21 protein-coding genes are annotated in these 23292 nt (G+C 65.7%); 14 read left to right on the forward strand and 7 right to left on the reverse strand.

The features are described 5' to 3' along the window. Nucleotides 1-92: 92 nt before the first annotated feature. The 4 genes from CSE6_RS19305 to CSE6_RS19320 all read right to left on the reverse strand — a co-directional run bounded on the left by CSE6_RS19305 (nt 93) and on the right by CSE6_RS19320 (nt 4227). The gene (locus CSE6_RS19305; RefSeq protein WP_059441261.1) at nt 93-836 is read right to left on the reverse strand and encodes a phosphoribosyltransferase; all 744 of its coding nucleotides are present in this window, start codon (nt 834-836) and stop codon (nt 93-95) included. 7 nt (nt 837-843) lie between these two features. Further along, on the reverse strand, nt 844-2073 hold the full coding sequence (locus tag CSE6_RS19310) for a M20 aminoacylase family protein (RefSeq protein WP_059441262.1): 1230 nt from the start codon (nt 2071-2073) through the stop codon (nt 844-846). A 3-nt stretch (nt 2074-2076) separates the two neighbouring features. Further along, nucleotides 2077-3069 (reverse strand): tripartite tricarboxylate transporter substrate binding protein, encoded by a 993-nt coding sequence (locus CSE6_RS19315; RefSeq protein ID WP_059441263.1) that lies wholly within the window; start codon nt 3067-3069, stop codon nt 2077-2079. Nucleotides 3070-3261: 192 nt separating this feature from the next. Further along, complete coding sequence (locus tag CSE6_RS19320; RefSeq protein WP_238585745.1) at nt 3262-4227, reverse strand: LysR family transcriptional regulator; 966 nt, start codon at nt 4225-4227, stop codon at nt 3262-3264. Between the two features lie 104 nt (nt 4228-4331). Here CSE6_RS19320 and CSE6_RS19325 point away from each other — a divergent pair, with 104 nt between their 5' ends. The 9 genes from CSE6_RS19325 (at nt 4332) to CSE6_RS19365 (ending at nt 15434) form a co-directional block, all read left to right on the forward strand. Then, a complete protein-coding gene (locus tag CSE6_RS19325; RefSeq protein WP_059441283.1) occupies nt 4332-5528 on the forward strand; it encodes a CaiB/BaiF CoA-transferase family protein in 1197 nt (398 codons plus the stop codon). 26 nt (nt 5529-5554) lie between these two features. Beyond that, nucleotides 5555-6781: an acyl-CoA dehydrogenase family protein gene (locus tag CSE6_RS19330; RefSeq protein WP_059441265.1), complete on the forward strand. Its 1227-nt coding sequence runs from the start codon at nt 5555-5557 to the stop codon at nt 6779-6781. Next, nucleotides 6778-7872: a nitronate monooxygenase family protein gene (locus CSE6_RS19335; RefSeq protein WP_059441266.1), complete on the forward strand. Its 1095-nt coding sequence runs from the start codon at nt 6778-6780 to the stop codon at nt 7870-7872. Before CSE6_RS19330 ends, CSE6_RS19335 begins: the two co-directional genes overlap by 4 nt. Nucleotides 7873-7888: 16 nt before the next feature. Then, the gene (locus tag CSE6_RS19340; protein ID WP_059441267.1) at nt 7889-8866 is read left to right on the forward strand and encodes a tripartite tricarboxylate transporter substrate binding protein; all 978 of its coding nucleotides are present in this window, start codon (nt 7889-7891) and stop codon (nt 8864-8866) included. A 74-nt stretch (nt 8867-8940) separates the two neighbouring features. Then, nucleotides 8941-10743: a lysoplasmalogenase family protein gene (locus tag CSE6_RS19345; RefSeq protein WP_059441284.1), complete on the forward strand. Its 1803-nt coding sequence runs from the start codon at nt 8941-8943 to the stop codon at nt 10741-10743. A 389-nt stretch (nt 10744-11132) separates the two neighbouring features. Further along, a complete protein-coding gene (locus CSE6_RS19350) occupies nt 11133-11330 on the forward strand; it encodes a hypothetical protein (protein ID WP_034354705.1) in 198 nt (65 codons plus the stop codon). A gap of 237 nt (nt 11331-11567) precedes the next feature. Next, on the forward strand, nt 11568-11891 hold the full coding sequence (locus CSE6_RS19355) for a hypothetical protein (protein ID WP_045838764.1): 324 nt from the start codon (nt 11568-11570) through the stop codon (nt 11889-11891). Nucleotides 11892-11903: 12 nt separating this feature from the next. Next, on the forward strand, nt 11904-14651 hold the full coding sequence (mgtA, locus tag CSE6_RS19360) for a magnesium-translocating P-type ATPase (protein WP_059441268.1): 2748 nt from the start codon (nt 11904-11906) through the stop codon (nt 14649-14651). Nucleotides 14652-14714: 63 nt separating this feature from the next. Further along, nucleotides 14715-15434: an MgtC/SapB family protein gene (locus tag CSE6_RS19365; protein ID WP_034354715.1), complete on the forward strand. Its 720-nt coding sequence runs from the start codon at nt 14715-14717 to the stop codon at nt 15432-15434. A gap of 95 nt (nt 15435-15529) precedes the next feature. Here CSE6_RS19365 and ruvB read toward each other — a convergent pair whose 3' ends face one another. Further along, nucleotides 15530-16624, reverse strand: a complete 1095-nt coding sequence (ruvB, locus tag CSE6_RS19370) for a Holliday junction branch migration DNA helicase RuvB (RefSeq protein ID WP_012839966.1) — start codon at nt 16622-16624, stop codon at nt 15530-15532. Nucleotides 16625-16765: 141 nt separating this feature from the next. Between ruvB and CSE6_RS19375 the strand changes: the two genes are divergently transcribed. Then, complete coding sequence (locus tag CSE6_RS19375; protein WP_003068738.1) at nt 16766-17299, forward strand: peroxiredoxin; 534 nt, start codon at nt 16766-16768, stop codon at nt 17297-17299. Nucleotides 17300-17312: 13 nt separating this feature from the next. Here the strand turns inward: CSE6_RS19375 and CSE6_RS19380 are convergent, their stop codons facing one another. Continuing rightward, on the reverse strand, nt 17313-18863 hold the full coding sequence (locus CSE6_RS19380; RefSeq protein ID WP_059441269.1) for a serine protease: 1551 nt from the start codon (nt 18861-18863) through the stop codon (nt 17313-17315). Nucleotides 18864-18912: 49 nt separating this feature from the next. Further along, the gene (gene ruvA, locus CSE6_RS19385; RefSeq protein ID WP_012839968.1) at nt 18913-19488 is read right to left on the reverse strand and encodes a Holliday junction branch migration protein RuvA; all 576 of its coding nucleotides are present in this window, start codon (nt 19486-19488) and stop codon (nt 18913-18915) included. A 49-nt stretch (nt 19489-19537) separates the two neighbouring features. Here ruvA and CSE6_RS19390 point away from each other — a divergent pair, with 49 nt between their 5' ends. The 4 genes from CSE6_RS19390 to CSE6_RS19405 are packed head-to-tail and all read left to right on the forward strand — an operon-like array spanning nt 19538 to nt 23223. Continuing rightward, the gene (locus tag CSE6_RS19390; RefSeq protein WP_059441270.1) at nt 19538-20548 is read left to right on the forward strand and encodes a PhoH family protein; all 1011 of its coding nucleotides are present in this window, start codon (nt 19538-19540) and stop codon (nt 20546-20548) included. Nucleotides 20549-20597: 49 nt separating this feature from the next. Next, complete coding sequence (gene ybeY / locus CSE6_RS19395; protein ID WP_034377242.1) at nt 20598-21056, forward strand: rRNA maturation RNase YbeY; 459 nt, start codon at nt 20598-20600, stop codon at nt 21054-21056. 18 nt (nt 21057-21074) lie between these two features. Further along, nucleotides 21075-22589 (forward strand): sensor histidine kinase, encoded by a 1515-nt coding sequence (locus CSE6_RS19400; RefSeq protein WP_059441271.1) that lies wholly within the window; start codon nt 21075-21077, stop codon nt 22587-22589. A gap of 7 nt (nt 22590-22596) precedes the next feature. After that, nucleotides 22597-23223, forward strand: coding sequence for a response regulator transcription factor (locus tag CSE6_RS19405; protein WP_034354728.1), 627 nt, complete (start codon nt 22597-22599; stop codon nt 23221-23223). The last annotated feature ends 69 nt before the right edge of the window (nt 23224-23292 follow it).

Raw genomic sequence — 23292 nt, forward strand, 5'->3', positions numbered from 1 at the left:
TTAAAAGAAGAGCTATTAGCGTATTTAATGCAATGATCTCAAGGCATAAACAGCCTGAACTTCATGCGTGAAAGTCGTCAGAAGCTCTCTTTTTATGAGCCTTCAGGCCACCAGCCGTCGGCGCGGCGCTCCATGCGCGGACAGTCGTAGGCCGCGACCACGGGGATGGCGCTGCCATCGGCACGCACCAGCTTTTGCTGCCACTGCGTGCCCTGGCGCATGGCCACGGCAATGGCGGCCACTTCGGCGCCGCAACGCTCCAACAGCTTGAGGCCGGACATCATGGTCGTGCCCGAGCTCACGGCATCGTCCACCACCAGCACGCGCTTGCCGGCAATCAGGCCCAGTTGGTTCGGGTCGATATAGAGCAGCTTGCCCTTGCCCGGCGTGGTGATGGAGCTGACGGGCTCGGAGAGCTCGTCGCGATACCAGTATTTGCGCGAGTAACCAAGCGGCACATAGCGGCTGCGCCCCAGGTGGCGCGCCACCAGTGGCGCAAAAGCCAGGCCCAGCGTGGGTAGACCGACAACCACATCGAAGTCATGCGCCCCGGCGCCTTGCGCCATGTGCAACGCCAGTTGCTCGACCACTTCAATGGAAGCCTGGTTGGCAATCAGCGACGCCACGCAGCGGTCGGGGGCGGAACCATCGTCCGTGGGCATGCCGCGCAGCGGCAGCAGCAGATAGCGGCCGTCGGGCAGTCTGGCCGGATAGCTCTTCGCATAGGGCGGCAGCGGCAACTGGCTCAGCTCGGCCTCGGTGACGGTGGCTTGCCAATAGTCGGTCGTGGCATCGAAGCCGGGCAGGTTCTGGCCGGAGAGGTTGATTTCACTCATACAAAACTCAGTCGCGCCCCAGATAGCTCTCGGCCAGCTTCACCCAATACGAGGCAGTCACGGGCAGCAGGTTGTCGTTGAAGTCATAGGCTGCGTTGTGCACCATGCAGCCGCCCTCGCCCATGCCGTTGCCGACGATGAAGTAGTTGCCGGGGACCTGGTTGAGCATGATGGCGAAGTCATCGCTGGCCTGCAGCGGCTGCAGATCGGGAATCAACCATGCTTCGCCGAGGAATTCGCGGGCCACACCGACTGCGAAATCGGTAGCCGCCTTGTCGTTCATGACGGGCGGATAACGCCATTTGTAATCCACCTCGGCCGTGGCGCGGTGGACTGCGGCCTGGGCATGGGCCATGGCCGTGATGCGCTCGCGCAGCTGCTGGCGCACCTCGGGGCAGCGCGCGCGGATGGTCACGCGCAGCTCGCAGGTTTCGGGAATCACATTGGGCGCATCGCCCGCATGGATGGCACCGATGGTGACCACGGCCATGTCGTTGGGGTCGATCTCGCGCGAGCGTATGGTCTGCAGCGCCAGCACCAGATGCGAGGCCACGACGATGGGGTCCACGGCCACATGGGGCATGGCGCCATGTCCGCCCTTTCCGCGGATGGTGATGATGGCCGTGTCCGAGCTGGAATACATCACGCCCGGGCGAAAGCCGAACTGCCCGGCCGGGTAGCCTGGCTCGTTGTGAAAGGCGTAGAGCGCATCGCAGGGAAACAGCTCGAACAGCCCCTGCTCCACCATCTTCTGCGCGCCGCCATGGCCTTCCTCGGCGGGCTGGAAGATCAGATTGAGCGTGCCCTGGAGCTGGTTCTTGCGCCCGGCCAGCACCCTTGCTGCGGCCAGCAAGGTGGCCGTGTGCCCGTCGTGGCCGCAGGCATGCATCTTGCCGTCGTGACGGCTGGCATAGGACAGGCCCGTGGCTTCACGGATAGGCAGCGCATCCATGTCGGCGCGCAGGCCAAGACGTTTGCCAATGTGCTTGCCATTGGCATGGTCGCCGCAGCGCAGCGTCCCCACCACGCCGGTGTCGCCCAGGCCGCGATGGACCTCGTAGCCCCATCCGGCCAGCCTGGCGGCCACGATATCGCCGGTGCGATGCTCTTCGTAGGCCAGCTCGGGATGGGCGTGCAGATCATGGCGCAGGGCCAGCATCTCGTCCGCGACGGCGGCCACTTCGGGCAGCACGGGCGGATGGATCTCGGCATGCACCGGGTTCAGAGGCGCGGCCATGGCTTATTCCGCCTGGATGTTGGCCGACTTCACGATCTGGGCATAGCCGGCTTTTTCCTTCTTCAGGAACTGGACAAAGCTGGCCTGGGTGCCGGAGCCGGGCGTGGCGCCGCCATCTTCCAGGCGCTTACGCACATCGGGCATCTTGAGCACTGCATCGAGCTCGGTGGCCAGGCGCGTGACCACGGCCTGAGGCGTCTTGGCGGGCACGAACAGCCCCGTCCAGGTGTTGAGGTCAAAGCCCTTGAGTTCGGCCGTCTCGCCAAAGGTGGGCACGGCGTGGATGGCATCGATGCGCTTGGCCGATGTCACGCCCAGACCTTCGAGCTTTTTCTGCTGGATCATGGGCACGGCGCTCACGGTGGTGAGCATGCCCACATCGACCTGACCGCCCATCACGTCGCTGGTGATCTGGGCACCGCCGCGATAGGGCACATGCACCAGCTTGATCTTGGCGCGCTCCTGCAGCATTTCCATGGCCAGATGCAGCATGGTGCCCACGCCCGAAGTGGCGTAGGTCAACGAGCCGGGCTTGGAGCGCGCCAGGGCAATCAGCTCGCTCAGATTGTGCGCCGGCAGGCCGGGACGGGCCACGGCGACCACGGGTGCGATGGTGGTCAGCCCCACAGGGGTCAGATCCTTTTCGGCGTCGTACTTGACGGCGGAATTCACCAGCTGGGCAATGCTGATGGGGCCGTCAAAGCCCATGAGCAAGGTGTAACCGTCGGCCGGGGCCTTGACGGCCTTGCTCACCCCGAGCACACCGCCGGCGCCAGGCACGTTGTCCACCACGATGGACTGGTGCAGGCGCTCGCCCAGCTTCTGGCCGATCAGGCGCGCCGTGGTGTCCACATTGCCACCGGCGCTGAACGGCACGATCAGCGTGATGGGCTTGGTGGCGGGCCAGGCATCGGCGGCGGCAAAAACGGGAGCGGAAAAACCGGCCGCAGCCATCAGGGCGGCGGTCGCGACAAGAGAGCGGCGTGGTATGGACATGTACAGGCAGCAGTGGGTCACGGGCACCTTGTCGCAGCATGCGGACGGCGGAGTGCCCGTGCAGGCCGGCAGGTCAAGACAACTGGCCGACCGGGGAGATGGGCGAAATTATCGACTCGCTTCTCGCGAAATCTCATAAATAAAACTACTTAGCAATCGATGCTTACCCCTGGAAGCCTCTGATCCACGACCTCAAAGCACTGCCTGCCGGGCCATCAAGGCACCGGCGGTCTCGGCTACCAGGGCCGCCACCGCCTTGCCTGCCAGAGTGAAAGGGCGCTGACTGCTGGTAGCCAGCACCACATGCTGACGAAATACCCGCTCCGCCAGCGGAATGGCTGCGAGGCTGCCACAGGCCAGCTCCTCGCTGACGGCATGGCGCGGCAGCAGCGTGGCGCAGTCGTGCCGAGCCAGCATGCTCTTGAGGATCACCGAGGAGCTACCCTCCAGGATCACGTTCAGCCGCAGTCCCTGCCGGCCTGTCTGCTCATCGAGCAGGTTGCGGATGGCGTTGGGAGGCACCGGCAGCACCAGCGGCAGGCGCTCGAGCGCCTGCAGGGCCATGCTGACCGGCAGGGCCGTATCCGCCGGCGCCAGCATGCGCTGCAGCACACTCTGGCGGCCCACCACGCAGATCTGCGCATCGGCCAGCTTGCGGTAGCTGTTGCTGCCTCTGGCCCGGTAGCGGTTCAGGATCGCCATGTCGATGCGGCCCTGGCTCAGCGCCACCTCCATGTCCCCGCTATAGCCCTCTATGACGCGCAGCCGGATCTCGGGGAAGCGCTGCGCCACCTCGCCATACAGCGCCGCGGCCATGAAGCCGGCCACACCCGGCACCAGGCCCAACGTAACCAGGCCGCTGGGCACACCGGTCAGCTCCTTGCCCAGGCGCACCAGCGCCTCGGCCTCGGACAGCAAAGCCGAAACGCGCGGCAGCATCTGCTCGGCCAGTGCCGTGGGCTTGACGCCGCGTCCCGTGCGATAGAAGAGCGCGCCGCCCAGTGCGCGCTCCAGTTCGGCGATCTGCCGGCTCACGGCCGACTGCGCCAGTCCACGCTCGACGGCCGCGCGTGTCAGGCTACCGCCCTGGATCGCAGCGGCCAGCGTCCTCAGCGACTTCAGTGTCAGCAACTCCAGGGCTTCGGTGGCGTGGGTCATGGCAGCTTCTGCATCCATCTGAAAGCGAGATATCTGATTCTCATATTTCTGGTTGGCTCGCGGCTAGCTGTTTTCTACATTGACCTCCAGGAGACATGCACACCATGAACGGACCTCTCACCGGACTGCGCGTCCTGGACATCGCCACCATCATTGCCGCGCCCTCGGCCGCGGCCCTCCTTGCCGACTACGGCGCCAGCGTCGTCAAGGCCGAACTGCCCGGCGCAGGCGACGGCATGCGCGACTTCCCACCGCACAAGGACGGCAAGCCTCTGTGGTGGAAAGTAACCAACCGCGGCAAACGCCTGGTCACGCTCGACCTGCGCAAGCCCGAGGGCGCCGCGCTGCTGCTGCGCATGCTGCCTCAGTTCGATGTGCTGATCGAGAACTTCCGCCCCGGCACGCTGGACCGCTGGTGCCTGACCAAAGAGGCCTTGTGGCAGGCCCAGCCCAGCCTGGTGATACTGCGAACCACGGGCTTCGGCCAGAGCGGCCCCTACCGCGACCGGCCGGGCTTTGCACGCTTGTTCGAAGCCATGGGCGGCCTGACCTACATCAGCGGCGAAGCCCAGGGAGCGCCCATGCACTCAGGCTACCCACTGGCCGACAACGTCGGCGGACTGTTCGGCGCGGTAGGCGTGCTGGCTGCGCTGTGGCGCCGCGCCCGCAACCCGCAGGCCCCGGGCGAGGAAATCGATCTATCGCTGACCGAGGCCACGCTCAAGCTGCTCGAGTTCCTGCCCATCCAGCACGAGCAGCTAGGCACCGTGTATCAGCGCTCGGGCAATGCCAACCAGTACTCTGCACCGGCCGCGGTCTACCGCACTGCCGACGGGCAATGGGTATCGCTGTCGGGCAGCACCAATGCCATGTTTGCCAACAACTGCCGCGCCATAGGCCGGCCCGAACTGATAGACGAGCCATGCTTCGCCAACAACCGTGACCGCGTGCAGCATGCCCAGGAGCTGAACGGCATCTTCGCGGCCTGGTGCGCAGCACATCCACTGGCGGCGGTACTGGCCGCCTTCGAAGCGGCGCAGGGCACCATCGCCCCGGTCTACGGCATTGACCAGATCGAGGCCGACCCGCACATGCGCGCTCGTCAGGCCCTTTGCGACGTGCCCGACCGGGACTTCGGCAGCGTGCGCATGGCCAATGTCGTGCCGCGGTTCGCCCGATCGCCCGGCAGCATCCGCCACGCCGGCGGTTCACTGGGGCAGGACAACGAAGCGTTCTACCAGGGCGAGCTGGCAATGCCTGCCACCGAACTGGCCCGCCTGCGCGAGGCAGGCGTCATCTGAGGCACATCTGACACAAAGGAGACCCCATGTCGATTCCCGAACCTCACCACCCGCTTGTACGCCTGTCCCCCGATGAAGCCTCACTGCTTGAGCGCGTGAAAACTCTGGTGGCCGAGCGCATCGGGCCGGACGCCGACCGCGTGGCGCAGCAGGACGTCTTCGCCTGGGATACCTTCCGGCTGCTATGTCGCGAAGGCATCGTCGCCACAGCGTTCCCGCGCGCGCACGGCGGCAGCGAGGCGTCGATGATGCTGCGCGTGCGCATCATCGAGGAAGTAGCGTCTGTGTGTTCGACGGCCGCTTCGCTGGTCACTGGCACCGACCTGTCCTCGCGCCCCATCGTGGCCGGTGGCAGCGAGGCGCTGCGCTGCGCGCTGATCCCCGACCTGGCCAGCGGCGCACGCCAGTCGGCCTTCGCACTGACCGAGCCTGGCGCAGGCAGCGACGTGGCGCGGCTGGGGGCGCACTATGCGCCGGCACCGCAGGGCGGCTGGACGCTCAATGGCCAGAAGAAGTTCATCACGCGCGCCAACGTAGCCGACATGTTCGTGGTGGTGGCGCGCCAGGCCGACGGACCCGGCGGCGGCCGCGGACTGAGTGCCTTCGTCGTGCCACGCGACACGCCCGGCATCATGGTATCGCCGGTGATTCCCAAGCTTGGCTGGTACGGCGTGCCGATCGCGCTGGTCAGCTTCGACAACGTGCACATCGCGCCGGAGCACCTGCTCGGCAAGGAAGGCGAAGGCATGGCGCTGGCACAGGACACATTGCTGCGCGCACGCATCGGCCACGCTGCGATTGCGTTGGGCCGCGCCGCAGGCGCGCTGCAGATTGCCGCCCAGTACGCCAACCAGCGCCAGGTCTTCGGGCAGCCGGTGGGTGCGCACCAGGGCATCCAGTGGATGGTGGCCGAGATGGCGGCCCAGATCGAGGCCGCACGCTGTCTGGTCTACAGCACCGCGCAGCGCTACGACGCAGGCGATGCCGACGTGGCCATCCATGCATCGATCGCCAAGCTGCATGCCACCGACCTGTGCATGCGCATCGTGGTCGACTGCCTGCAACTGCTGGGCGGCAACGGCTACCTCAAGGCCTTCCCGCTGGAGCGCTTCCTGCGTGACGCCAAGATGAACCAGATCGGCGAGGGTACCAGCGAGATTCACAAGACGCTGATCGGCCGCCATGTGCTGCGCCGTGCCGCAGTGCTGCCGCAGCACCCTTGCCTGGACATGGAGCCGGAGCTGTGGACATGAGCAATGCACTGACCAACGACCTCTGCCGCCGGCTGGGCATACGCCTGCCCATCTTTGGTCTGGCCCACCGCATCGAAGTGGCCGCCGCGATCTCACGGGCCGGCGGGCTGGGCGTCTATGCCGCCGCGCGTGACGGCCCGCACGAGCTGCAGAAGAAGCTGCGCCAGCTGCGCGAACTGTGCCCCGAACACCCGGTGGGCGTGGACCTGCTGCTGCCCTCCGGCCTGCCCGAACACGACGACCGCGCAGCCGTGGCTGCCGCACTGCCGCAGGGGCACAGGGATTTCGTGCAGGGCCTGTTCAGGCAATACGACGTGCCGCCGGCCACCGAAGGCAACTTCTTCTCGCAGTACGTGCGCTCGCAGAGCCTGTTCGAGGAGCAGGTGGACGCCATTGCGGGCAGCGATATCGAGGTCTTTGCCGCCGGCGTCGGCACGCCGGTGGAGGCGCTGGCACGCATCAAGGCGTGCGGCCTGCACACCATCGCCCTGGTCGGCAGCGTGCGCCATGCTCAAAAGGCGATCGCAGCCGGGGCCGACATCCTGGTGGCCCAGGGCTATGACGCGGGCGGCCACACAGGGCCCATCGGCACCTTCACGCTGGTGCCGCAGATAGTGGCGGCAGCCGAGGGACGGCCAGTAATCGCGGCCGGTGGCATAGGCACCGGGGCACAGGTGGCGGCCTCGCTGGCCCTGGGCGCGCAGGGTGCCTGGCTGGGCACGCTATGGCTGGGCACGCGCGAGCACGAAATGCCGCAGGCGCTGGCAAAGAAGCTGATCGCTGCCGACAGCGAAGACACGGTGATCACGCGCGCCCACAGCGGCAAGCCCTGCCGCGTGCTGCGCAGCGCGTTCAGCGACGCCTGGGCACAGCCCGGCGCACCCGAGCCACTGTCTATGCCCTACCAGCAGGCTCTCACCGGCGATCTGCTGGCAGCGGTGGAACAGCACCAGATCGGGCCGCTGATGTACGAGGCCGCAGGGCAGAGCGTGCACTGGCTGCGCGGAATCGAGCCCGTGGCTGCCGTGATGGACCGCCTGGTGACCGAGACACGCCAGGCCCTGCAATCAATGGCAGGTTACATCGCCTAGAACCGGAGAGACAAGCATGGACCGTCGGCAATTCCACCTTCAACTGTTGCTGGCCGGCCTGGTGCCCGGCATGGCCCGCGCAGGCACCGCGCCGAGCCCGGACGGCTACCCCGATCGACCGATCCGCATCGTGGTGCCCTACCCCGCAGGCGGCGTCGTCGACGTGGTGCTGCGCGCCGTCTGCGACCCGCTTTCCAACGCACTGCCGCAACGCATCGTGATCGAGAACCGTCCCGGTGCCGATGGTCGCATCGGCCTGGATGCGGTGGCCAAGGCCCCGGCCGATGGCTACACGCTGCTCGGCGTAGCGCCGATCCTCGCGGTGGGCGAGCACCTGATGCCCGAGATGAAGGCGCGCAGCAAGGACTTCGTGGGAGTGTGCGGCGTGGCCGCGCCGCCGACGGTGTTCGTGGTGCACGACACGGTTCCTGCCAGGACGCTGAAGGAGTTCGTCGCGCTGGCTGCCGCCAGACCGGGCGAGTTCAACGCAGCCAACCCCGGCACCGGCAGCTCCATCCACCTGGCACAGGAACTGTTCTTCGAGCGCACCGGCATCCGCTTGACCAACGTGAGCTACAAAGGCCAGCCGCCGGCGCTGCTGGACCTGGGCTCCGGCCTGCTGCAGTTCGCGCTGATCTCGCAGAACCTGGTGCTGCCGCTGATCCAGTCCGGCAAGGTACGGGCTCTGGCTGTCAACGCCGCAGCGCGCACGCGCTCGCTGCCCGAGGTGCCCACCATCGCGCAGGCCGGCTATCCCGATATCCTGGTGCAGTCCTGGTACGGCATTGCCGCACCGGCGAAGACGCCCGCGCCGGTGGTCGAGTGGCTGAGCCAACAGTTCCAGCGCGCGCTGGCGATGCCTGAAGTGCGCGCGCGGCTGGCAGCCACCGATGCGGAAATCCTGGCGCTGGATGCGGCACGCTTCACCGAGCTTATCGCCGTGGAGACCAGGCGCTGGGGCGCGTTGATCCACAAGCGCGGCATACGGTTGTGAGAGCCAGCGCCAAGAGCCGCAACTAGGGAAGATGCGAGGCGCTGCGCGCCGCGCCCTGCCCACAATCGATGACCATGCTCTCCCCCAGCCAAGTCATCGTTCTGGCCACGCCGGTCTTTTTCGCACTGATTGCCGTGGAATGGGCCATCAGCCTAAAACGCGGGCGCAATGCCTATGCGCTGGCCGATGCCATCAGCTCGCTGAACCTGGGCGTACTGAGCCAGACCAGCGCCGTCTTCACCAAGCTGCTGACGCTGGGCATCTACACCGTCGTGGCCAGCCATGTGGCTCTGATCGAGGCCGATGCCTTCTGGCTCAGCCTGCCGGGCTGGCTGCTGGCCCTGCTGTTCTACGACCTCTGCTACTACTGGCTGCACCGCATGGGCCATGAAGTGGGCGTGCTCTGGGCCGCCCATGCCGTGCACCACCAAAGTCAGGCCTACAACCTCTCCACCGCGCTGCGCCAGACCAGCTCCGGCGCGCTGCTGGGCTGGATCTTCTATCTGCCCATGGCCCTGGCCGGCGTGCCGCCGCTGGTGTTTGCCGTGGTCGGGCTGATCGACCTGCTCTACCAGTTCTGGGTGCATACCGAGCAGGTCAGGAAGCTGGGCTGGTTCGACCGCTGGTTCTGCGCGCCCAGCAATCACCGCGTGCACCATGCCGTCAACGAGCGCTATCTGGACCGCAACTACGGCGGCATTCTCATCGTCTGGGACCGGCTCTTCGGCACTTACAAGACCGAGGATGATGAGGAGCCCTGCGTCTACGGCACGCGCGGCCTGCTCAAGAGCTGGGACCCGCTCTGGGCCAACTTCAGCGTCTACCGCCAGCTGGCGCATGACAGCTGGCATGCACGCAGCTGGCTGGACAAGCTTCGCGTCTGGTTCAAGCCGCCGGGCTGGCGGCCAGCCGATGTGGCGCAGCACTTTCCCAAGCCCGCCTTCGATCTGGACGAGCACCGCATCATCTATGCGCCTCCGATGGGCACTGCGCTGCGCTGGTTTGCCGGCCTGCAGTTTGCGGCGCTGGTTGCGGGCACTTCGGTCTTTCTCTGGCATGCCGATCAGTCGCCGCTGGCCGCCAATCTGATCTGGTTCGGCGTGCTGCTCACCGGGCAATGGGCTCTGGGCGCTGCCATGCAGGGACGCATCAGTCTGTGGCTGGCGCTGATGCTGCAAAGCGGCGCACTGGCCACGGCCACGGCAGCACTCGGTCTGCAGCAATGGCATTGGCTGTTCAAGCCTGCCACCATGGTTTTTGCTCTTATATGCGTAGCTTCTTGCGCAAAGCAGAACTCAAAAACTATACAAAACCTGCCTCAAAAGCATGTTCATCTGCTGCTGGCAGCTATTGTTTTTTCCATGGCTGGCGATGTATTCCTGATGCTGGACGGACAGCTGCCCACCAGTCTGTTCATTCCCGGCCTGGTCAGCTTTTTGCTGGCCCATGTCTGCTACGTTGCGCTATTCAAGCTTGATGTTGCCTGGTTTGCCGACCGCCGCGCACTGCTGCTGGTGGCTGCGATCGGCGCCGCCATGTATGTCTTTCTCTGGACCCATGGCCTGCCCGCCGCCCTGCGTCTGCCCGTGGCCGCCTATGTCGGTGTCATCGCCTTGATGGCGGCCCAGGCCTGGGGACGCTATCGTCAGTTGCGCAGCCGCGCCGCACTACTGACCGCACTGGGCGCCAGCTTTTTCATGCTCAGCGACTCCATCCTGGCCATCAACCGTTTTGTGCAGCCGCTGCCCTGGTCCGCAGTGAGCGTGCTCGGCAGCTATTACGCCGCACAGGCCCTGATCGTCTGGGGCTGTGTGCGCCCATGGGCCGAGCCTGCAACCCGCCAGGCCCCGGCGCAATTGCAGCTGAAAACCACCTAGGGTTGACCCTGAACCCGGTCTCGGCCGATAATTGCCAGATCGCAATTTCAGGAGTCCCCACGTGGACAGTGCCAGTTCAACCAGTGATTTATCGCACGCCGCAATGGCTGCGAAGCTGGCCGACTGACAGACTCCCCCGGATCGGGAGTCGTCATCGACCGCCCCGCATCCCTCGCCCTCGCGATCCTCGCAACTTGCTGTTTGGCTTCCCGACCTTCGGGCCGCCCTGCCGTGCGCAGCACGGCTAGAGGCTTCAAGCTCGCAAGCTCTGCTCCTCACTGAGTTTTCGCGCCGCCATTCGCTCTGGTTTACCCCGGCTCGTGGCTGCGCCAAAACGTTTGTGCCGCGCTGCCGCCTGGCCCGCTCCCTCAACCGATGAGGAGAACGCCATGAGCAACCGCCTGACCCGCTCTCTGCACCAGCTGCGCCCCCTGCTGCTGCGCGCCCGCGCTATGCCCCGCCAGGCAGCGCCCGCCGCACCGGCAGCCTTGCCGCAAGCGCTGGAGCAGACGCTGGAGCTCGATGCACTGACCAGTTGGCCCACGCATCGCATCCGCAGCTTTCTGAGCAGCCGCAGCGTACGCTGAGCAGCCTCGTCGCGGACCGACTCCGGCCCGCATTTCATTCACTTTCAACCAAGGAACACGTATGGATCCCGACCCTAGTCGATCTTGCAGCGCGCCCTTCGCGGCGCACTGTCAGCCCATTGCCGTGCGTGTGACCCTCTTGGCTGCGCGCACGAACTGGAACCCCGTCCCGGGGTCGCGCGCCTGATGCCCTAGCAGCGGCGGGCAGCTCCCGGGTCACCCCCAAGGAGTATGCCCATGCAACGCCTCGCCTGGCTGCGCGTGCTGCAACGCAGCCGCCCCGCATCCCGCTTCAATGACTCTACCCGCCACCATGGCCTGACCCATGCCGTGATCTCGGCACTGAGCGAGCGCCGCACCGATGTGCTGCGCCACCTGGTCGACCGCCATGCAGCGCCCCTCATGGCCAGCGCCATGGCCAATCTCAGCATCCGCCAGCGCGCCGATGCGCTGTCGCTGCTGACCCGCGAGCAGCGCAACCGCATCGACAACCAGCTGCGCGCCAGCCAGGTGCAGCAGCCCTGGACGCGATTGGGCACCTCCGGCAAGACGCTGCACTGACCGGAGGCCGTGATGCAGACTCTCAAAAATCTGTTCCGGGCCTTTTTGCGCAGCCACCGCATGGCCGGCCTCTTCGGCCGCCAGCCCATGCCCGCTGGCGGCCCGACCACAGCCGTCACAGTGCCTGCGACACAGGTACAGGCCCTGCAATCCGCCGCCTGCAGCCCCGTGGCTGCGCTGCTGCAGCAGCTGGACACATCGAGCCGGGGCCTGAGCCCCGAGCAGGCCCGGCAGCGCCAGCTACGCCATGGGCCCAACGAGGTGGCGCATGAAAGGCCGCTGCCCGCATGGCAACACCTGTGGCATTGCTACCGCAACCCCTTCAACCTGCTGCTGACGCTGCTGGCCGTGGTCTCCTATGTCACCGAGGACGAAAAAGCCACCATCGTCATCGCCAGCATGGTGCTGCTGTCCACGCTGCTGCGCTTTGTCCAGGAAGGGCGCTCGCGGCGCGCCGCAGCACGCCTGCAGGCCCTGGTCAGCAACCGCGTCACCGTGCGCCGCAAGACCGATGCACCGGCCGCAGACTTTCGCGACAGCGGCGGAGGCCATGACACCTCGCTGTCCGAGCTGCCCATGCGCGAGCTGGTGCCCGGAGACATCGTGGCCCTGTCGGCCGGCGACATGATCCCGGCCGACTGCCGCCTTCTGTCCGCCAAGGACCTGTTCGTGAGCCAGGCGGCCATGACGGGCGAATCGCTGCCCGTGGAAAAGGATGCTCGCACCCTCGCCGCCCTGCAGGCCGGCCAGTTGCTGGAAGCCGGCAACCTGCTCTTCATGGGCACCAATGTGGTCTCGGGCTCGGCCATGGCCGTGGTCGTCGCCACCGGCAACCAGAGCTATTTCGGCACACTGGCAGCGCGCATCACCCACCAGGACCGCACTGCCACCGCCTTCGAGCAAGGAGTGAACAGCGTCAGCTGGCTGCTGATCCGCTTCGCGGCCGTGATGGTGCCCGTGGTGCTGTTCATCAACGGCTACACCAAGGGCGACTGGGGCGAGGCCTTTTTGTTCGCGCTGTCGGTGGCCGTGGGCCTGACACCCGAGATGCTGCCCATGATCGTCACCTCCACGCTGGCCAAGGGCGCCGTGGTGCTGTCGCGCCAGAAGGTGATGGTCAAGCGCCTGGACGCGATCCAGAACTTCGGCGCCATGGATGTGCTGTGCACCGACAAGACCGGCACGCTGACGCAGGACCGCATCGCACTGGAGCGCCACACCGATGTGCAGGGCCGTCCCAGCGACGAGGTGCTGCAGTTCGCCTACCTCAACAGCTACTACCAGACCGGGCTCAAGAACCTGCTGGACCGTGCCGTACTCGAGCATGTGGAGCTGCACACGCGGCTGCATGTCAACGAGGACTACCGCAAGGTCGACGAAATTCCGTTCGACTTCCAGCGCCGGCGCATGTCCGTGGTGGTGGCCGAGCGCAATCACCACCACGAGCTGATCTGCAAGGGGGCGGTCGAGGAAATCCTGGAGGTCTGCACACATATTCGAGACAGCGGGCGCGACGGAGACACGCGGCTGCCGCTCACGCCCGAGCGCCGCGAGCAGGTGCGCGCCGTCACCGAGGGCCTGAACAGCGAGGGGCTGCGCGTGGTGGCCGTGGCCATGAAGGAAGTGCCGCCCGACAAGAACACCTACGGCATCGCCGACGAGGCCGGACTGACCCTGATCGGCTACGTGGCCTTTCTCGACCCGCCCAAGGAATCCACCCAGGCCGCCATTGCTGCGCTGCTGCAGCACGGTGTGGCGGTCAAGGTACTCACGGGCGACAACGAACTGGTGGCACGCAAGGTCTGCCGCGACGTGGGTCTGCAGGTGGACGAGGCGATTGTCGGCAACGACATCGAAGCCATGGACGAAGAGCAACTGCGCCGCACCGTGGAGTCGCACCTGCTGTTCGCCCGCCTGACGCCGCTGCACAAGGAGCGCATCGTGCATGCGCTGCGCGCCAACGGTCATGTCACGGGCTTTATGGGCGACGGCATCAACGACGCGCCCGCGCTGCGCGCCGCCGATATCGGCATCAGCGTCGACAGCGGCGTGGACATCGCCCGCGAGGCGGCCGACATCATCCTGCTGGAGAAAAGCCTGATGGTGCTGGAGCAGGGCGTGCTCGAAGGACGCCGCACCTTCAGCAATATGCTCAAGTACATCCGCATGACGGCCAGCTCCAACTTCGGCAACGTGTTCTCGGTGCTGATCGCCTCGGCCTTCATCCCGTTCCTGCCCATGCTGCCCATGCAACTGCTGATGCAGAACCTGCTCTACGACCTGTCGCAGATCGCCATTCCCTTCGACAACGTGGACGAGGAAATGGTCGCGCGGCCGCTGCGCTGGAACCCTCAGGACCTGGGCTGCTTCATGCTCTTCTTCGGCCCCATCAGCTCGCTGTTCGACGTGCTCACCTTCGCGCTGATGTGGTTCGTCTTCCATACCAGCACGGCCGCAGAGCAAAGCCTGTTCCAGTCTGGCTGGTTCGTGGTGGGGCTGCTCACGCAGACGCTGATCGTGCACATGATCCGCACGCCGAAGATCCCGTTTGTGCAAAGCCGTGCCTCCTGGCCCTTGCTGGCCGCCACGGCGACCATCATGGCCATAGGCATCTTCCTGCCCATGGGCCCGCTGGCCGGACATTTCAAGCTGCAGGCCCTGCCGCTCGGCTATTTCCCCTGGCTCATCGTCATATTGCTGGCCTATGCTGTGCTGACCACGCTGCTCAAGCGCGTCTATATCCGCAAGTACGGCTGGTGAGCTCCGGGCCGCATATTTCATGAACCCAAGCACCTGTCCATAACCAATAACAATCAGAACTTCATGCAATCCCTACAGAACTTCAATCTGCTCGCCACGCTGAACACGGTGCTGTGTCTTCTCGTGGCCTTTGTCTGCGGCAGCATCATCGGCCTTGAGCGCCAGATACGCCAGCGCACGGCGGGCCTGCGCACCAATACCCTGGTCGCCGTGGGCGCGGCCGTGTTCGTCGACCTGGCCATGCGCGTCTCAGGCGCGGACGGCGCCACGCGCGTCATCTCCTATGTGGTTTCGGGCGTGGGCTTTCTGGGTGCCGGCGCCATCATGAAGGAAGGAGCCAACATCACGGGGCTGAACACCGCCGCCACGCTATGGGGCTCGGCCGCCGTGGGCGCCTGCGCGGGCGCGGGCCTGCTGCCCGAGGCCGGCCTTGCCACCCTGTTCGTGCTGGCCAGCAACACCTTGCTGCGCCCCGTGGTCAACTACATCAACCGCCATCCCGTGGCCGAGCATGCCAGCGAGGCCACCTACTATGTCTATGTGATCTGCGGCCAGCAAGCCCAGGCCGATGTGCGCGAGGGCATGCAGGAGCTGCTGGAGGCGGCCAACTACCCAGTGCGCGCAGTCGAAAAGCACGAGATTCCGCCGCACAACACCGAAATCGAGGCCGAGCTGTTCGCCACGGCCGTGCATGCCGAGGAGCTGGACCAGGTGGTCACGCAGATCGAAGCCCTGCCCGGCGTGCTGCAGGCCTTCTGGAACGCCGGACCGCAGAGCAATTGATCCCCCTGAGCCGCTGCGCGGCTTCCCCCAGGGGGACGACATCTTCGCTGCGGGGCGGCCCTTGCTCGATGTCTCTGGTTTGGGTTGCGCCAGTTTTATGCTGCATTGTCTCCGGGGGGCTGCAGGCCCAGGTGCCGGTAGGCGGCCTGGGTGGCCATGCGGCCGCGCGGGGTGCGCTGCAAAAAGCCCTGCTGGATCAGATAGGGCTCGATCACATCCTCGATGGTGCCCGACTCCTCGCCGATACTCGCCGCGATATTGTCCAGACCTACCGGGCCGCCGTCGAAACGATGCACCACGGCTTCGAGCAGCTTGCGGTCCATGATGTCAAAGCCCTGGGGGTCCACATCGAGCATGGCCAGCGCCTTGTCGGCAATCTCGCGCGTGATGCGGCCGTCGCCCTTGACATCGGCATAGTCGCGCACGCGGCGCAGCAGGCGGTTGGCAATGCGCGGCGTGCCGCGCGAGCGGCGCGCGATCTCGAAGCAGCCTTCCGCGTCAATCGGCGCATTGAGCAGTCCGGCGCTGCGCCTGACAATGCGCGAGAGCTCCTCCGAGGTATAGAACTCCAGCCGCGCCACGATGCCGAAGCGATCGCGCAGCGGGTTGGTGAGCATGCCGGCGCGCGTGGTCGCGCCCACCAGCGTGAATGGCTGGAGATCGAGCTTGATGGAGCGTGCAGCCGGGCCTTCGCCAATCATGATGTCTATCTGATAGTCCTCCAGCGCCGGGTAGAGGATTTCCTCGACCACCGGGCTCAGTCGGTGAATCTCGTCGATGAACAGCACATCGTTGGGCTCGAGATTGGTGAGCAGCGCCGCCAGATCCTTGGGTTTTTCCAGCACCGGGCCGCTGGTCTGGCGCAGGTTCACGCCCAGCTCGGCTGCGATGATGTGGGACAGCGTGGTCTTGCCCAGGCCCGGCGGGCCGAACAACAGCACATGATCGAGCGCCTCGCTGCGCTTCTTGGCAGCGCCAATGAAGATCTCGAGCTGCTCTCGCGCCTTGGCCTGGCCCACATACTCGTCGAGCTGCTTGGGGCGCAGGGCACGCTCCAGCGCCTCTTCGCCCTGGGACGAATGCCCGGCCGAAACCATGCGCGGCGCAGCCGCCTCGGGGTCGGCGGCCGCGCTTCTGGCCTTGCGTGCAGGTGCGGGGCTGGCCGCAAATTCGTCCACATGAATCGTCATGGCAGCAATTGTGCCCCAAGCATGACAGGGACACTGATTAAAAATACAGGGGAAACAAAATCCCACAGTTGCTGTGCCCCACATTGACGGCCGGCCCCTGGCTTTGCGCACAATGACGGCAAAGATCCGAGGAGCTTTTTCATGCGTATTCACACCCTGGCCTGTACGGCCGCCCTGCTTTGCCTGTCCGTCGCTGCCCAGGCTGCGCTCAAGGCCGGCGATGCAGCACCTGGCTTCAAGACGCCCGCGGCCGTTGCCGGCAAGGCTTTTGACTTCGATATGGCCGAGGCGCTCAAGAAAGGGCCGGTGGTGCTGTACTTCTTCCCCAAGGCCTTCACCCAGGGCTGCACGCTGGAAGCCCATGCCTTTGCCGAAGCCACGCCCCAGTTCGCCGCCATGAAAGCCACGGTGGTGGGCATGTCACATGACGATATCGACACCCTCAAGCGCTTTTCCACCGAGGCCTGCCGCGACCAGTTTGCCGTGGCATCGGACCCTCGGGCCGTCACCATCAAGGCCTATGACGCGGGTGCTGCCGCCAACCCTGCCAGGGCCGACCGCATCTCCTATGTGGTGGGCCAGGACGGCAAGGTGAAGTTCGCCCTTGTCAGCAGCGACCCGCTGGCCCATGTGGAGCAGACCAAGGCGGCCGTCAGGCAGTTGCAGGGGAAATAGGCCCGGCCCTCGGTCACTGCGCCAGCCAGTTCCCGATCTGGCTGCTGAAGGTCCGGTCGAAGCGGCTGTAGACATCGGAGCCGCCGCTGACCGTACACGAGCTGCTGCCGCCGGACAACGTGCCCACGACGCGTCCGCCCGCAAACATGGCCGAGCCACTGCTGCCGCCTTCGGTCACGCCCTTGCTCCAGCCGACGTTCACAAAATCGCTCTGGGCATTGCCCGGGCTGCAGGTGATGCTGCCGGCGCCCAGACTGCAGTTTCTGTAGCTTTGCACCTGGCCTTCGCTGTATTTGAGCAAATCGCCCTGCGGGTGATGCAGTCCGTAGATGGCCGTCCCCGTCACCGCCGTTCCTCTCGCATCCCAGCCGGCCAGCGTCGCGCCGGCAGGTGGCACCTCATTGAGTCGCATCAGCGTGGCATCGGTCACAGCGGTCGAATACAGCAGCGTGGCACCGCGCTGCAGCGCCGAGGTACTTGCATTCGGCTCGAAGCTATTGCAGCTTGCCGAGCGGAAAAACCAGTCTGTGCGCAGCGAAGTGGCGGCTACCTGCGTCGAGATGCAGTGACTGGCCGATAGAAAGTACGGCGTGTAGTCCCGCTTGGTATTGTTCAGCAGGGAGCCCGTGCAGTAGTAGTAGCGGTTGTCGGAGCCCACATAGGTCATGCGCGCCACGGCATTGCGCTCGACCGCGTACTGATCGGCGCAGCTGGCATCGAGCTCACAACCTGCTGCATCACCCACATTTCTGGGCACAAGGCTATCGCGCAGCTCCAGCTCCACGGGCAGGGCCAGGTTGACATAGGCATGGGTGAGTGTGGGAATGGCAATGCGCAGCTGCGATGTCGACAGTCCCGCAGGCAGTGCAATCTCCAGTGTGACCTCATCGGCGCCCAGGTCGGGGGTCCACCAGATGCCAGCCGCCCGGGTATCGCCGTCGACACGACGGTTGCGCGCAATGGCCTCGTTGATGGCCTTGCCCGTGGTCTCGAACCCGGTCTTGCTGCGATCCTTGCGGTACAGCCTGAGCTCGGCGGCATCGGGCATGGCATCGACCACCAGCCCCAGCCGCAGGCCATGGGCGCCGGTCGATGTGATGCTTATCGCCGCCACCTGTCCGCCATCCGGTGCCCCGGCCCATCGCAACGTACGTGCCATGTCGCCAGTGGACTGCAGCGAAGACAGCGCCCGCGGCGCCCCTATTTGCATGGGCACACCAGGCATGGGCATGACCGGCAAAGGCGCGTCGTTCCACTGCGGCAAAGCCAGATCGACGGCCTTGGGTCGCACGGCCACGGATGCCACGGCCACGCCTCTGGCCGAAGCCGCAGTCTGGGCGACAGGCACTATCAGCGAATCCAGCACATAGGCCGTGGGCGGACCCGGCGGAGGACTGGTCTCTGCGACGCCCGCACCATTGCCGCCGTTACCGACACCTGCGCCGCCAGGGCCCGGGTCCGGAACACTGCCTCCGCCCCCTCCGCCGCCGCAAGCGGTCAGCACCACCAGCATCAGGCTTGCGCATAGAGAGGGAATGCGCCTGCCCTGTATCCACCAATGCATATCGTGTTCTCCTGCAGTTCACGATCGGACTGGCACAGGGCCAGCGAAGCTATTTGGTCAAAGCCTTGAGCGCGAGCTTAATGCCCTCGCTCACCCCTACATCGGGTGGGAGTTTCTTGAGGGCGGCCGATGCTTCCTTGTCCGAGTAGCCCAGCGCCATCAGTGCCTGCTGAATATCGTTCTGGTCGTTGTTATTGGCAAACAGCGACTGCGCACCGGTATCCGCGCCGATCTTGCCCTTGAGCTCCAGCAGCAGACGCTCGGCGGTCTTCTTGCCGATGCCGGGCACCTTGACCAATCGCCCTGCTTGCTGCTGCGATACCGCGTCCGCGAGATCATCGATGCTCATGCCGCTGAGCACGGCCAGTGCCATGCGCGGTCCTATGCCGGTGATCTTGATGAGTTCGCGGAAGGTCTGGCGCTCGCGGGCCGTACCGAAGCCGAACAGCAGCTGGGCGTCTTCCCGCACCACAAAATGGGTCAGCAAGGCTACCTTGGCACCATTGGCAGGCAGGTTGTAGAAGGTGCTCATGGGCACCTGCACCTCATAGCCCACACCGGCACAGTCCACCAGGACTTCGGGCGGGTTTTTTTCCAGCAGCGTTCCAGTCAATTTGCCTATCATTGAAATCCTTTGCCGCACCGTGCGGCGATTCTTTTGAGAAATTATCCGCGTGATCCTGCGCCATACCTTCACACCCCATAACAATACGCGCCTGACCCATCTCTGCGGCCCGGCAGATGCGCATCTGCGCACCATCGAAATCGCGCTGGGCGTCAAGATCGCTCACCGCCACGAGCAGTTCAAGATCGACGGCCCCAAGGCCAAGGCCAATGAGGCGCTGGAGCTGCTTCAGGCTCTCTATGAGATCGCCGACTACGTGATTGCGGAAGATACGCTGCAGCTCATGCTGGCCGGCGATGTCGAGATGCTGGAGGCCGACCTGACGGCTCCGCAATTGACTACGCGCCGTGCCGATCTGCGCGCCCGCACGCCCAACCAGGCGCTGTATCTGGAAAACATCGCCAATCACGACATCAGCTTCGGCATCGGCCCGGCCGGCACGGGCAAGACCTATCTGGCCGTGGCCTGCGCCGTGGACGCGCTGGAGCGCAGCGCCGTGCAGCGCATCGTGCTGACCCGGCCCGCCGTGGAAGCCGGCGAACGCCTGGGCTTTCTGCCCGGCGACCTGACGCAGAAGGTGGACCCCTATCTGCGCCCGCTGTATGACGCGCTCTACGATCTGATGGGTTACGAGAAGGTGCAGAAGGCTTTCGAGCGCAATGCGCTGGAGATCGCGCCGCTGGCCTTCATGCGCGGACGCACGCTGAACAACGCCTTCGTGATCCTGGACGAGGCGCAGAACACCACGCCCGAGCAGATGAAGATGTTTCTGACCCGCATCGGCTTTGGCGCCAAGGCCGTGGTCACGGGCGACGTGAGCCAGGTCGACCTGCCCAAGGGAGCACCCAGCGGACTTGTCGATGCCGAGCGCGTCCTCAAACGGGTCAAGGGCATCTCCATCAACCACTTCACCAGCGCCGACGTGGTGCGCCACCCGCTGGTGGCCCGCATTGTGGACGCCTATGACGCACGCGGCCGCGTGTCCGAAGGCACTTCGGCGCCCAAGCACCGCAGCAGCCCCCGAACGACCCGCCCGCTGCCAACGGCAGACGAACTTTAATCAAAATTAATAGCTACTAGCGCTTACCTCATAAGGGCTAAAAGCCAAAATGACCTTAAATCAACTGCAACTATCGCTGCAATTCGGTCCCAGCGCAGAGGCCGCCGCCCATCGCGAACTGCTGAGCCGCAGCCGCGTCACGCGCTGGATCCGCCATGCGCTGGCCGTGGATGCCGAGATCACGGTGCGCATCGTGGATACAGAGGAAGGCCGCAAGCTCAATCGCGAGTACCGCAAAAAGGACTACGCGACCAATGTGCTGACCTTCGACTATCAGCAGGAGCCTTGCGTGATGGCCGATCTGGTGCTCTGCGCCCCCGTGGTGGAGCGCGAGGCCCAGGAGCAGAACAAGAGCCTGGAAGAGCATTACGCCCATCTGCTGGTGCATGGCACGCTGCATGCCCAGGGCTGGGACCACGAAACCAGCGAGGAAGACGCCGAAGAGATGGAGGCTTACGAGACCGACATCATGAAGGAGATGGGTTACGAAGACCCTTACGCCAAATAATCCGCGACAACACCGGCCATGATCATCCCCCACTGGCGCCGCCCCCTGGCCTGGCTGATGGCCTGGGCCCTGGTGGCCATTGCAGGCGCAGGCTGGCTCGTGCATGCGCGGTTGCAGACCCTGGAGGATGCATTCGTGACGGATGCGCGCATCGTGCACCGGCTGCTGAGCCAGCGTGCCGTGCAGCACGATGCGGTAATGGCCATGCTGCCCCTGCTGCAGCCACCTGCGCAAGGCCGCAGTGCCAAGGTAGCCTTGCCGCTGCCGCGCCTGCCCGCCGCCTATCCGCAAATCATCGAGGTACTGCGCCGCCTACCGGACAGCAGCTGGCCGGCTGACTGGCCCCATGACCTGGGTGCCGCGCTGGATATGGCAGAGGCCCGCTCGCTGCAAAGCGGCCATGCCGAACTGGCCCGTGCCGACCTGCCCAAAGGCCGGGTATGGCTGGCGCTTGCCGGCCCAGCCGCCGACCACGCCCTGCTGCTGGATCTGCATGCCACCATTCCCTGGGACGAGTGGCCCATGGATGCCCGGACCAGTCCAGTGCGCGTGCGGCTTCAGTATCAGGGCCAAGCCTTTACCGTGCAGGCCGGACGGCAACTGGAGCGCGGCTGGAATTACGACTTTCACAAGCTGCTGGCCTCGCAGAGCCAGCCCTTCGATGTGGTGCTGGAGCGCGACGTGGGCTGGAGCGAGTTGCCCTGGGCCACCATGCTGGCCTGGGCGGCGGCCAGCGCTGCAGCACTGGCCGCACTGCGCACCCTGCTGCGCCAGCGCGTGGCCGCACGCCGGGCAGAAGAGCTGCTGCGTCTGGGCCAGGTCGCCCGTCTCAACCAGTTCGGCGAACTGGCCGCGGGCATGGCACATGAACTCAACCAGCCGCTGACCGCGCTGCTGGCCAATACCCAGGCGGCGCAGCGCCTGCTGGGCGATGAGGAGCCAGATCTGGACATGGCGCGCCATGCCATGAATCAGGCCGTGGCCCAGGCAAGGCGCGCCAGCACCGTCGTGGGACGCCTGCGCCGCGTGGTCGAGCGGCCCGACCTGTCAGGCCAGGTCCAGACTCTGTCCCTGTCCACCGCCGTACATGATGCGCTGCACCTGCTGGAGCCCGAGCTGCGCCGCCGCAGCATTGCCGTGCAGGTGGATGCTCCCGCAGACCTGCCGGCCGTGCGCGCCGAGCCTGTGGCCTTGCAGCAGATCATCCACAACTTGGTGATGAACGCGCTGCAGGCCATGGAGCAGACCGAGCCCGGCCGGCGCCGCTTGCGCCTCACCCTTAGCCCCCAGGGCGCGCGGGTCCTGCTGAGCGTGCGCGACACCGGACCCGGCGTGGCGCCCGAGGCGCGAGCGCGCCTGTTCACCCCGTTCTACACCACACGCTCCGGCGGCCTGGGATTGGGCCTGTCGCTGTCGGAAAGCCTGGCGCAGGCGATGGGAGGCGAGCTCACTTTGGCGCCATCCTCTCCTTCGCCTGCCGATGGGCCTGGGGCCGAATTCCATCTGCAGCTCCCGCTGGCACACCAGCCTTGAACGCGACATGACCTCTTCCCTCTCGCCCCTGATTCACCTTGTGGACGACGATGCCGCCGTGCGCGACAGCCTGGCACTGCTCATAGGCACGGTAGGCCTGCGCGTCCAAACCTGGTCCGACCCGCATGTCTTTCTCGCCGAGTTCGACCGCAGCGACGTGGGCGCCATCGTGCTCGACGTGCGCATGCCTGGCATCAGCGGGCTGGCGGTGCTGGACAGGCTGGTGGCGCAAGGGGTGGATCAGCCTGTGATCATGCTCACGGGCCATGGAACCGTGGAGATGTGCCGCCGCGCCTTCAAGGCCGGGGCTGCGGAATTCCTTGAGAAGCCGGTCGATGACGAGCTGCTCATCGAGGCGCTGCAGGCCTCCGTGCGCCAGCATGTACGCTCGCGCGAGCGCCACCAGGCCGACCGGCAGGCGCGCGAGCGTTATGCACAGCTCTCGAGCCGCGAATGCGAGGTGCTGGGCCTGATCGTGGAGGGGCTCACCAACAAGGAGATCGGTCGCGCGCTGTCGCTCTCGCCGCGCACGGTGGAGACCCACCGCGCCAACCTGTTCGCTAAGCTGGAGACCGACTCGCTGGCCATGCTCATCCGGCGCTACGCGGCCCTGGTCGAGGACGCCGCTCCGTAGTTCTACGGAGGTAGGCGCGTAGCCTGCCGCATGGACGCCCGGGTGGCGTTTTTCTACAGTTGCGTTCAT

The organism is Comamonas sp. E6 (assembly GCF_001010305.1).
GTDB classification, from domain to species: Bacteria; Pseudomonadota; Gammaproteobacteria; order Burkholderiales; family Burkholderiaceae_C; genus Comamonas; species Comamonas thiooxydans.